Consider the following 11,716-nt stretch of genomic DNA (forward strand, 5'->3'; position numbering starts at 1 on the left):
TTGGAGGGTGAAATGGAAAAAAAACAGCATAGGAAAGAAAGTAAAACGCACTTAGTTTACAGATTACTTATGATCATGATCGGCGCTTTTTTGGCTGCAGCCGCTATCGAATTATTTCTTGTACCTAATCAGTTAATTGATGGGGGAATAATTGGCGTTTCTTTGATCCTCGATCATCTCACACCCTTTAACTTTGCGATTTTAGTTGTCGTTTTAAATCTGCCATTTATGTATTATGGCTACAAGCAAATAGGAAAAACATTCGCTTTTTCAACATTATTTGGGATCATTGGGCTTGCAACGTTTGAGACGTTTCTTCATCATACAGATCCATTTACGACTGAACCAATTCTGGGTACTGTATTTGGTGGCCTGACTTTAGGGCTTGGCGTTGGACTTGTTATTCGACACGGGGGTTCAATGGACGGGACAGAAATATTAGGAATTTTATTGACCAAAAAAATCCCTTTTTCAATTGGCGAATTTGTTATGTTTACAAATATCTTTATTTTTACGTGGGCTGGGTTTGTATTCAGTTGGGAAAATGCGATGTATTCCGTCATGGCGTATTATATTGCGTTTAAAACGATCGATACGGTGATTCAAGGCCTTGATGAAACAAAAGCAGTGTTAATTGTTTCTGACTTGTATGAAGAAATTTCTGATGCGATTCTTGATCGATTAGGAAGAGGAACGACGAAACTAGTTGGTAAAGGTGGCTATACTGACGAAGAGAAAGAGGTTATTTATGTCGTGATTACACGCTTAGAAGTAACAAAGTTAAAAAGTGTTATTTATGATATTGACCCGCAGGCGTTTATTACAATTATGAATACTCAGGAAACGCGAGGGGCTAAATTTAAATCTCCTATCCATTAGACCTCGAATTCCGGGGTCTTTTTCCTTATAAAATAAAGGAACGATTTGAGCAAAATAGTAGAAAGGTTTGAGAAAATAATGATAGGGTATAACCTTAACTGGTGCTCTTCAGCTTTATTAATACCAGTTGAAAAGGAGTGCAACACTATTAATTTTATTCAAACCAACCTAAAAAAACCTCTGTCAATGATCACTGCAATTGTTCTAGCACTTGTTTTAGTAATCGTTCTTGTACAATTTCATTTATTTAATGAGCAAGTTGCCGATGCAAAAACAACACCCGGGGAATTGGATCAGAAATCATCCCAGAACGATCAGATCAAAACACAGACTGCGATAAGTAAGTTAGAGAAAGAGACGGGTTATTCTCTTGATACGAAATCCGTTAGTGTAAAAGAGTGGAAGCAGGCGAAAGCGTACGCAGAACAATTCTATCGCGATAGTGAGGGGAAGTTTAACGAGAAGTGGGGATTGTTTTTAACCTACCAGTCAATGAAAGCCGATATCGATCCTGCAGTTGTTTATGAGCTTTTGAAAGTTGAGACAGGTAATACGTTTGATCCTAAGCTGATCGGGCCGGAAACAAAGTACGGTCATGCCTATGGAATGGCTCAATTTATGAAAAATACGGCTCCGTGGATAGCTGATATGGCAGGTATTGACTACTCGGAGGAAAAATTATTTGATCCTTATTTTTCAATTACGCTTTCTGTGACCTATCTTGATTATCTTTATGACAAATATGGCAATTGGGATGAAGCTCTGACAGCGTATAACCGTGGCATCGGCGGATTGAAAGCTTATGTAGCAGAAAAAGGAACACCTAAAAGTAGTTATTCAGAAGAAATTAAAGAAATGGCTAGCCATCATGAGATGTGATGAAAGCTAAAAAGCACCCACGCTTCAATATTTTAAAGAAGCAAAAAAATCCTCAGCTTTCGTTTGAAGCTGAGGATTTTTTGTGGTGCTACATATAAGAAAAGGGATTCTGCATTAATTTTTGTTGGCTGTTAATAGAGGGTTCGTTTGGTTTTTTTTCTACATAGTGGTAGAGGCCTTTACTATCTTGAATCCTAGCTTTTACATTATCTTTTAGGATCAAATCTAGCGTAGCTCTTACTTTTTGCCTAAGATTGGATTGCAGGATAGGGAATAGAATTTCGATCCGTTTATCCATATTTCGTGTCATCATATCTGCTGATGAAAGATAGATGTTTTCCTCACCGCTATGGTGAAAATAAAAAATGCGGGTGTGTTCAAGAAATTGTCCAACAATACTCCGCACAGTAATACGACTGCTCACACCTTCTATACCTGGTCGTAGGCAGCATATCCCTCTCACGATAAGGTCAATTTTTACACCGGCTTGTGAAGCTTTATAGAACTGCATAATAAGGTCTTTATCTGTAAGAGAATTCATTTTAGCGATGATTCGCCCTCGTCCAGTTCTTTTATGATGTTCCATCTCTTTCTCAATAAGCTTAATAAATGTTTCTTTAATTTCACCAGGCGAAATGGAGAAATGATACCAATCAGGTTTTGTACAATAGCCACTTAAATAATTGAAGAAATTTGTGGCGTCAATCCCTATTTGTTGATTAGAAGTTAAAAGTCCCATATCAGTGTAGATTTTTGCCGTCGTATCATTGTAATTTCCAGTACCAAGGTGTACAAAACGCTGAATGACATTCTGTTCTTTGCGTACTACGAGGGTAATTTTACTATGTGTTTTTAAAGATGTCATACCATAAATGACATTCACACCTGATTTTTCAAGTTTCTTGGCCCACTGAATGTTGTTTTCTTCATCAAACCTTGCTTTTAATTCTACTAGAACCGTGACAAGTTTTCCGTTTTCTGAAGCCTTAGAAAGAGCGGTAATAATGGGGGAGTCATCACTCACTCTATAAAGCGTTTGCTTGATTGCGAGTACTTTAGGATCAACTGAGGCTTGTTTAATAAAATCAACAATTGGATCAAATGATTCAAAAGGGTGATGGAGGAAAACATCTTTATTTAACAAAGTTGAAAATATCGAGCGCTCGTTTTGAAGGGCTCGGGGAATCTTGGGAACGAGACTTTCAAATAATAAATGGTCATGGGTACTGCTAAGCGTCTTGTAAAAGCCGAACAAAAAAGTAAGATCAATCGGACCGTCTACAATGTAAACATCCTTCTCGTGGAGCTCGAGCTTTTCAATTAAAAAACGTGTTGCAGCATTATCATTCCAATCCTTTCTAATTTCAAGGCGAACCGCAGCGCCCCACTTTCGTTTTTTCAATTCTTCTTCAATCACTTCGAGGAGATCCCGAGCGCCTTCTTCGTGAATGGAAAGATCCGCATTGCGAGTAATACGAAATTGAGAAGTAGAAATAACTCGGTAACCTTCAAAAAGCTTATAACAGTTATGACTTATTACATCTTCTAAAAGGACAAAACATCGTTTTGAATCAGTTGAAGGAATCTCAATAAAACGATGAAGTGCTGGAGGGATGCGTACGATCGCGAGATAATTATCTGACATTTTCTCATTTTCCTTATGTAACATCACAGCGATATTTAAAGCTTTATTTGGAATAACAGGGAAAGGGCGATAGGCATCAATTGCCATAGGCGTTAAACTAGGGTAAATTTGGTTTTCAAAATGGTCATTCACAAAGGTGAGTTGAGTTTTCGTTAATTCCTCACATTTCAGCATATAAATGTTTTCTTCTTGCAATAAAGGAAGGAGAGTATGAGTGAAGGTTTTATATTGGTGATTAACAAGTCTATGGTTGATTTCGAAAATTTTGGCCAGCTGATCTTTAGGGGTTAACCCAGCTTTATTCTCAGGTTTTTCAAAACCGGCAGCCACCTGGTCCTTAAGACCTGCAACTCGAACCATGAAAAACTCATCTAAATTTGAGCTGAAAATGGAAAGGAATTTCAGACGTTCTAAAAGAGGATTGCGCATATCGATCGCTTCTTCTAAGACCCGCTCATTAAAACCAAGCCAGCTCAGCTCTCGGTTATTATAATAATCGGAAGAAGCTATATTTACTCGTGCTATGCTTTGGTCTAAGTAGTCCATCATATAATCATCCTTTATCAATATCTGTTAAGCCAATTTTACCAGAAAAAGTACCCATTCTACTTAATTGAATTGTAATGATCATGTAAAAAATCATGACTAAAGACGGAAGTTTAATGTCACATCTTTGGAAAGTGCCTTTTCAAGATGTTTAATGTGCTTTTCGCATTTTTCTTGCTCAAAAAGAAAATCATCATTGCATGTAATGGTTAGTGTAAAGGAATGTTGTTTTTTGTTATCAACAGTAAAATGTTCAATGATATTTCGATTAGTGGTGTTTAAGAAATAGGAGAGTTTTAGAATAGCTCCAAGGAACTCAATTTGATCTAATTCGCCTTCTTTAAACCAAGATGTAAAGGGTGATGCAAATTGGGAAAATGTTGATTTGTTTTTAAAGGATGCGAGAAGTGCTAGAATAATTCGCTGTTTATGATTCATTCCATCAAGAGCAGTGTTAGATAAAATATAGAAGGTATGTTGGCTAACTGATTCACTCTCGATGTGGTCCCCAAGATAGTTTAATTGAGCAGCTTGGGAAAGAAGGTGGTCTATGGTCCTGCCATCAGTAAAGGTTAGGTAACCTTCATCAAGAAGCGTTTTTGAGAGCTTCAATGCGATGGTTTTGTTAACTTCTACTTTGTTGTGGTTTATGTTGTATTTTGCTTTTAAAACTTCGATGTTGCGCTCTGTAATGTTCGGATATCGATCTTTCATTTTACTTGAAATGAGTTTTTCATACATAAACCCTTCACGCAATCCTTTTCTGCACATAAGAAATTCAGGAGCATTTACATATGAAGTAAAAGCTTCAATTGCTTGTACCGCTGGGATAATAATATCGGCTCGTTCTTTTGATAAACCATCTACTTTCTTACGTGTACTCAATGAAATGTCACTTAAGAATTCGATGATCGGTTCAATTTGTTCAGTAGGAAATTCATAGTGGTGAATTCCGGAGAGGGGATAATCGAATTTCTTTTGATGGATTAAGGATAAATTACGTGCGCTTCCACCGATTCCAGCAACACGTAGTTTTCTATTTTTAATCCAAGGAATGGATTTAAACTGTTCTATTACAAACTTTCTTAGTTTTGTTAATTCTTTTTTTGATGGTTTCTCATTAATAATAAATTCTTTTTGAAGTGTAAGTGCTCCAAATGGAAAACTGTGAAAATGGATCATTTCCCGATCTTCCATATAAGTAATTTCTGTGCTACCTCCCCCAATATCAATGGTATAACCATTTTCAAGGTTAGTTGATTGAACGACTGAAAGATAACCATAATAGGCCTCTTCTTTTTCACTTAATATTTTCATGTTAAAATCAGTTTCGCCTTCGATCATGCGACGTATTTCATTTTGATTTCTAGCCTGGCGAACTGCAGCAGTGGCAATAATAGGAACATCTTTCAATTGATAAGATCTCGTGATTGCTTGAAAATGCCGTAACGTTTTAAGAATAATATCCAGTCCATCTTTGTTAATGGTTAAGTCATCTTCGAGGTATGTACGTAAGCGTGCTGAGTATTTCAAATTTTGTTCTTCTTCTAATTCTCCGAAAGCATTTAACCTGTATATCATAAGTCGAATCGTATTTGAACCCATATCAATGACGGCATCGTAAGATTTTAGAGGCAAGACGAAAATCCTTTCTGAAATTCAATTTTGTTTTTATTATACATGAAGATTGAAACACGAATAACATCATCAATGAAATTTACAAATATGCTAAAAGTAATGTATACTACATAATGTAAATCGTAATGATTCTTATAGATGGTAGGTAATAAAATGAGCACTTCTAATAATTTAATTGATCTTCAGAACATTTCTTTCCATTACGGAGATGGGTATGTCCTAGAAGACATTTCTTTTTCGATTCCAAAAGGGGCCTTTGTTGGGCTTGTTGGCCCAAATGGATCTGGAAAATCAACTTTAATTAAACTGATTTTTGGTTTGTTGAAACCACAAAAGGGTCATGTTCAAATCTTTGGAAAGAAAATAAATAAATTCCACGATTGGAGTAAGATTGGCTATGTATCACAAAAAGCCAATAGCTTCAATTCGGGTTTTCCTGCTTCTGTTTTTGAAGTGGTCTCAATGGGGTTAACGAGCAAATTGGGTTTATTTAAATTTATGAAGGCCCATCATCGAAAAGCGGTTATAGATGCTCTTCATTTAGTGGGAATGAGTGATTTTGCTTCTAGTAACATTGGGGAGCTCTCAGGTGGCCAGCAACAGCGGGTATTTATTGCAAGAGCTTTGGTCAGTCAGCCGGAGATTCTTATTCTTGACGAACCGACAGTAGGGGTTGATGCAAACTCTACAAGTGATTTTTATGAACTTCTCGGCAAGTTGAATAAGGAGAATGGGATTACGTTATTACTCGTGACGCACGATATCGGAACGATTACAGATAAAGTGACGCACGTTGCTTGTTTAAACAAAACGCTTCATTTTCATGGAGAGACAAATGAATTTGAACAGTTTAATGAACGTGAATTATCAGGATTTTATGGCCATCATGTTCACGTACTAAGTCACGATCATGATCATGGAGGCATATAGAAAATGATTCAAGCTTTATGGAAATTTGAGTTTTTACAGAACGCCTTTATGGCCGGAATTTTAATCGGAGTTATTGCGCCACTACTTGGCGTGTTTATTGTGGTGAGAAGGCAAGCGTTGATCGCTGATGCCTTATCACATATTACACTTGCTGGAATTGCTGCTAGTCTCCTTCTAGGTAAGTATTTTACCTTTTGGCAAGGCATTAATCCTGTTTATATGGGGATGGGTTTTTCAGCGGCGGGTTCGTTATTTATTGAACAGCTTCGAAAAGTCTATAAACATTTTGAAGAGCTAGCTATTCCGATTACCCTTTCTGGAGGGATTGGTCTTGGAGTTGTTTTTTTATCATTAGCTGATGGGTTTAATTCGGATCTTTTTAATTATTTATTCGGAAGTGTGATTGCGATTAGCCGTAGTGATTTAATAGCTGTTGCGATTATTACTGTTATTGTTGTCATGATTGTAACCCTTCTATATAAAGAATTGTTCTTCCTTTCCTTTGACGAAGAACAAGCAATCGTATCAGGGGTAAGGGCAAAATGGATTCATTTCATATTTATTTTACTTGTGGCTTTTGTGATCGCTGTTTCCATGCAAATTGTAGGCGTTCTATTAGTTTCTGCTTTAATGACCCTTCCAGTTGCTGCGAGTATTCGTATAGCACGAGGATTTAAGCAGACGATTGCGTATTCAATTATTTTTGGTGAGGTAGCTGTCCTTGGAGGCCTGGTTCTGGCCTATTATCTAGATATTGCGCCAGGTGGGACAATCGTTCTTTTATCAGCACTAATTTTACTATTTGTTCTTTTGTTCAAGCGTATGAAACAATGGAAATCTTAACATAATGAGGTGGAAGTATGAATGTCTCTACAGCATTGCGTATTCTTAAAAAAGAAGGCTACAAATATACCGAGAAGCGTGAAGATCTTGTTACGTTATTTGCGAAAGAGAAAAGGTATCTCTCAGCGAGGGATGTGCTAAATCACATGCAAAAAAATTATCCAGGAATGAGCGTTGATACAATTTACCGGAATTTAACATTATTTGCCGATCTAGACATTTTAGAAGAGACGGAGTGGAATGGTGAAAAGCGTTATCGTCTCAGCTGTTCGACAAAAAGCCATCATCATCATCTCATATGCCTAGATTGCGGTAAAACACTTCACATTGAGACATGTCCTATGGAGGGTATTCCAGTTGGGGACACAGAATTTGAAGTAACTGGTCATAAATTCGAAGTGTATGGACGCTGTGGTGAATGTCAGGCGCAATAAAAACGGTAGAGCTTAAGCTCTACCGTTTTTATTATAGTGTTGAAGCCAATAGCGAGCTTGAGACCACGTCTCTAACCGTGAAACATTAGCAGGCACATTTCCCTGGTTGTACGGTGTATTGAAAAGAATAACAGGTATCTGACACTCTTCTGCGATGGCACATGCATTGTCATGTTTGTCTTCAAAAAATACATCCACATGATTTTTTTTAATTGAATCAATTTTATCGTGTTTTCCAATCAGCTCGATGTGATGGTATGGAATGGAATTTGCATTAAACCAATTTGTCGTAGTTTCAAGAAGGTGATTTCCCCGTGCACTAATGTAAAAAAGGTCGTAGTTTTCTTCCCATGCTTCTAAAGTTGGGTGAGCTTCGTCCGCAATCATCGCGTTGGCGTATATGTTTTGTTCGTTGGCTTTTAACCATTTGAAAAATTCATCCTTATGGATGCCGAGAATATTCGCAAGGTTATATTCTGTCAGATCATCTAAAGACAATTGCTTATTAAAAGATGAATTTAAATACGGTAGGAACGTTTTAGGACTTGTGACTGTACCATCAATATCAAGTCCGAGTCTTTTAATTGTCATGATAAAACCCCTTTTTGAAATCTCTTTTATTATCATAACATAGAAATAATGGACTAACTGCAGATTTGGAAGGATCTTACTGAAATCTTGAACATAATCTCTCCTTTTCTTACGAATACTAAGCATGCTCCACAACAAGGCAAAGTGAGGGATGTATATGACAGAAGACAGACATGATGAGGATCTGGACCTAATTGAGGAGCGAGAAGTTCACGCTGATGTGGATTACTCTGAAGAAGCAGCAGCGGAAGTAGCTCCCGGTGTGATGGACCGCCCTTATTTGCAGTCGCCTGAAAATGAACGTCCAACTTCTGAAGAGCATCATGAACACTTTGAAGCTAAAAGGCAAGAACAGGAGAAAACGGGAGTAGGTATTGGTGTAGCCGCGCTTGCTTTATCCGTTATTTCACTGTTTATCCTTCCCGTCATTCTTGGAGCAGCGGGAATTGTCGTCGGATTTGTTGCTAGGAGAAAGGGACTGACAACGCTAGGATCATGGGCAATAGGTGTCGGTGCCGCTTCAATGATTATCAGCTTATTCTTCGCACCGTTCTTTTAGTTGAAAACCTTTATAGAAAAGCCAGGCACTCATGAGTGCCTGGCTTTTCCTGTCTATAGTAGAAGACTTTTTAAGATTTAGCTTCCGCTTTTTCTTTTTCTTCTTCCATTTTCTTATAGTGTTCTTCAGCTATTTTGTCAACTTCCTTTTTCAGTTCCTCTACCATTGTTTCTTCAGGAACCTTACGGATGATTTCTCCATGGCGGAATAGAAGACCTTCACCGCGTGCACCGGCAATACCAATGTCTGCCTCACGTGCTTCACCTGGACCGTTTACGGCGCAGCCAAGCACAGCTACTTTAATCGGTGCTTTAATTGTTGAAATATACTCTTCAACTTCATTTGCGATCGAAATCAAGTCAATTTCAATACGCCCGCATGTTGGACATGAGATTAATGTTGCGGCGTTCGCAGCGAGACCAAATGATTTAAGAAGTTCTCTAGCGACTTTTACTTCTTCAACCGGGTCAGCGCTTAGTGAAATACGTGCTGTATTGCCAATCCCTTTTGAAAGGATAACACCGAGTCCAGCGGCGCTTTTAACTGTACCTGCAAAGAGGGTTCCTGATTCTGTAATCCCAAGGTGCAGGGGATAATCAAATGAGCGAGCTGCAAGCTCATAAGCCTCTGTGGCAAGTTGTACATCAGAGGCCTTCATGGAGACAATGATATCGTAGAAATCAAGGTCTTCAAGAATCTTAATATGGTGAAGGGCACTTTCAAGCATACCCTCAGCAGTTGGGTAGCCATATTTCTCAAGAATTTTACGCTCAAGTGAACCTGCGTTTACCCCGATACGGATCGGAATCCCTTTTTCTTTAGCTGCTTTTACAACTGCTTCCACTTTTTCACGCCGTCCAATGTTACCAGGATTAATTCGAATCTTGTCAGCTCCACCCTCAATGGCTTTAAGAGCTAACTTGTAGTTGAAATGAATGTCAACGACAAGAGGGATATTAATTCTTTTTTTGATTTCTGGAATCGCATCTGCAGCTCGGTCATCAGGACAAGCAACGCGTACGATCTGACAACCCGCTTCTTCTAAACGATTAATTTCAGCAACAGTTGCTTCCACATCGTGTGTTTTAGTGGTTGTCATACTTTGAATAATCACTTCATTGTTACCGCCTATTGTTAAAGGACCTACTTTAACAGGTCTTGTTTTACTACGGTGGGTAATTTCATTCATGCGAAAATCGCTCCTTTTACATGTAGGATTGCTTACCTCATGATTTAGATCGCTTTTATATGTTCCCTTAGTAGGGAATAAGACTCATCTGTAATACTATCCCATTGTAGCAACTTTAGAGAGCTATTGACAAGAAATAATCACTGAGCTGATGTATTGGAATAAGTTGGTATTTTATATTCTTTTCCTATTTGAATTTGTGTAGGGTGAATTTGATTCAATGTTTCAAAATCATGCACAATTGTTTCAATCGACACAGGTACGGAGCCGTTTGCTTCTTCTACAAGAGAAAGAACAGTATCACCGGCGTTGACCGGATAGACGACATAGGGAGCAGAACCTTGTTGGGGAGCAGAGACTTCTACAGCTTCAGACTCCACGCTTGGTTGGGGGAGTGTACCAGTAGTTAAATCATAATAAGTAGTATGAAGAATAAGGAGAAAAAGGATTCCCATTAGCAACTTTTTCATTGCTTTCACCACCCCTTCAGCTTCTTTTTCTTTCTATAAAGATATGCTTGTCCTTCCATGATATGACAGGTTTCTTAATGAATGTTCTTTTCTTTCGAACAAGTGTCGAGTAGAATACAAGGAGATGAGCAGTTTGAAATTTCTCATCAAGCAAGCCTTACGTTAAAAAGGAGATCAAAACATGTTTAAAAAAGTAATGCCATTTTTTCTGTCGATGTTGTTGATCATGTCCATTGTGCCAATTGTGACGTTCGCTGATGCTAGCGTTGGTGATATCATTGTGACTCTGGGTGAAGATTTGTCAGAAGGTCAAAAGCAAACATTATTAGAAGAAATGAATGCGCCAGAAGATGTTATGACAGTAACGGTATCAAACGAAGAAGAGCACAAATACCTTGGTAATTATATTAGTAAAGCCTTAATTGGAACACGCGCCTTATCTTCCTCGTCAATTACGATTGGTGAAAAAGATGCTGGATTAAGCGTTGAAACGAAAAATATTAATTGGGTTACAGATGAGATGTATGCCAATGCTTTAATTACTGCAGGAGTAAAAGATGCTGATATTTATGTAACAGCCCCAACGGAAGTGTCTGGTACGGCAGCGTTAACGGGTTTAATCAAAGCGTACGAGTTAAGCTCAGATGAAGTCATTCCTGAGGAGCAAAAGCAGGTTGCAAATGAAGAATTGGTAACAACTGCGAAATTAAGCGACAGTATTGGTGCTGATAAAGCAACAGAGTTAATGACGAAAATAAAAGATGACATTGCTTCAAACCCACCTGCAACTGAAGATGATTTAAGAAAAAGGATTAAACAAATAGCGAGTGATTCAGGAATTGAACTAACTCAGGAAGAGCTTGACGGCCTGGTGGCACTTTTTAATCGTATGAAGAACCTGGATATTGATTGGGATCAAATGAAAAGTCAGCTAGAGAATGCCCGAGAGAATCTTGATGAATTCCTAAACAAAGATGAAACACAATCTTTTATTCAAAAAATAATTGATTTCTTTATTGCGCTTATAGATGGAATAAAAGGGGTATTTCAATCGTAAAGTGACAATGGACTGAAACTTTCTTCCTATTTAAACGTATAAGAAGAGGAAGGAAA

General features: G+C 37.9%; 12 protein-coding genes. 7 read left to right on the forward strand and 5 right to left on the reverse strand.

Annotated elements, in window-relative coordinates:
* Positions 1–12 precede the first annotated feature (12 nt).
* Both LC090_RS07650 and LC090_RS07655 read left to right on the forward strand, forming a co-directional pair.
* The gene (locus LC090_RS07650; RefSeq protein WP_226656865.1) at positions 13–879 is read left to right on the forward strand and encodes a YitT family protein; all 867 of its coding nucleotides are present in this window, start codon (positions 13–15) and stop codon (positions 877–879) included.
* Between the two features lie 78 nt (positions 880–957).
* Positions 958–1,758 carry a lytic transglycosylase domain-containing protein gene (locus LC090_RS07655; protein WP_226656867.1) on the forward strand — a complete coding sequence of 267 codons (801 nt, stop codon included), beginning with the start codon at positions 958–960 and terminating at the stop codon, positions 1,756–1,758.
* An 88-nt stretch (positions 1,759–1,846) separates the two neighbouring features.
* On the opposite strand, the gene LC090_RS07660 is transcribed toward LC090_RS07655, so the two are convergent.
* On the reverse strand, positions 1,847–3,952 hold the full coding sequence (locus tag LC090_RS07660; protein WP_305076509.1) for an RNA degradosome polyphosphate kinase: 2,106 nt from the start codon (positions 3,950–3,952) through the stop codon (positions 1,847–1,849).
* Between the two features lie 96 nt (positions 3,953–4,048).
* Entirely contained in the window at positions 4,049–5,587 is a 1,539-nt protein-coding gene (locus LC090_RS07665) for a Ppx/GppA family phosphatase (RefSeq protein ID WP_226656869.1), read from the reverse strand.
* A 153-nt stretch (positions 5,588–5,740) separates the two neighbouring features.
* Between LC090_RS07665 and LC090_RS07670 the strand changes: the two genes are divergently transcribed.
* Genes LC090_RS07670 through LC090_RS07680 form a run of 3 tightly spaced genes read left to right on the forward strand, consistent with a single transcriptional unit; the run spans position 5,741 to position 7,794 of the window.
* Positions 5,741–6,517, forward strand: coding sequence for a metal ABC transporter ATP-binding protein (locus LC090_RS07670; RefSeq protein WP_226656871.1), 777 nt, complete (start codon positions 5,741–5,743; stop codon positions 6,515–6,517).
* Between the two features lie 3 nt (positions 6,518–6,520).
* The gene (locus LC090_RS07675; RefSeq protein ID WP_226656873.1) at positions 6,521–7,360 is read left to right on the forward strand and encodes a metal ABC transporter permease; all 840 of its coding nucleotides are present in this window, start codon (positions 6,521–6,523) and stop codon (positions 7,358–7,360) included.
* A gap of 17 nt (positions 7,361–7,377) precedes the next feature.
* Positions 7,378–7,794: a Fur family transcriptional regulator gene (locus LC090_RS07680; protein WP_226656875.1), complete on the forward strand. Its 417-nt coding sequence runs from the start codon at positions 7,378–7,380 to the stop codon at positions 7,792–7,794.
* A 12-nt stretch (positions 7,795–7,806) separates the two neighbouring features.
* On the opposite strand, the gene LC090_RS07685 is transcribed toward LC090_RS07680, so the two are convergent.
* Positions 7,807–8,385 carry a hypothetical protein gene (locus LC090_RS07685; protein WP_226656878.1) on the reverse strand — a complete coding sequence of 193 codons (579 nt, stop codon included), beginning with the start codon at positions 8,383–8,385 and terminating at the stop codon, positions 7,807–7,809.
* Between the two features lie 157 nt (positions 8,386–8,542).
* On the opposite strand from LC090_RS07685, the gene LC090_RS07690 reads away from it, so the two are divergent.
* Positions 8,543–8,944: a DUF4190 domain-containing protein gene (locus tag LC090_RS07690; protein ID WP_226656880.1), complete on the forward strand. Its 402-nt coding sequence runs from the start codon at positions 8,543–8,545 to the stop codon at positions 8,942–8,944.
* A gap of 70 nt (positions 8,945–9,014) precedes the next feature.
* Here LC090_RS07690 and ispG read toward each other — a convergent pair whose 3' ends face one another.
* Together ispG and LC090_RS07700 are read right to left on the reverse strand one after the other, a co-directional pair.
* Positions 9,015–10,133: a flavodoxin-dependent (E)-4-hydroxy-3-methylbut-2-enyl-diphosphate synthase gene (gene ispG, locus LC090_RS07695; protein WP_226656883.1), complete on the reverse strand. Its 1,119-nt coding sequence runs from the start codon at positions 10,131–10,133 to the stop codon at positions 9,015–9,017.
* 140 nt (positions 10,134–10,273) lie between these two features.
* Complete coding sequence (locus tag LC090_RS07700) at positions 10,274–10,603, reverse strand: hypothetical protein (RefSeq protein ID WP_226656885.1); 330 nt, start codon at positions 10,601–10,603, stop codon at positions 10,274–10,276.
* 181 nt (positions 10,604–10,784) lie between these two features.
* On the opposite strand from LC090_RS07700, the gene LC090_RS07705 reads away from it, so the two are divergent.
* Positions 10,785–11,660, forward strand: coding sequence for a DUF1002 domain-containing protein (locus LC090_RS07705; RefSeq protein WP_425590637.1), 876 nt, complete (start codon positions 10,785–10,787; stop codon positions 11,658–11,660).
* Positions 11,661–11,716: the final 56 nt, after the last annotated feature.

It is taken from the genome of Guptibacillus hwajinpoensis (assembly GCF_020524165.1).
Taxonomy (GTDB): Bacteria; Bacillota; Bacilli; order Bacillales; family Guptibacillaceae; genus Guptibacillus; species Guptibacillus hwajinpoensis_D.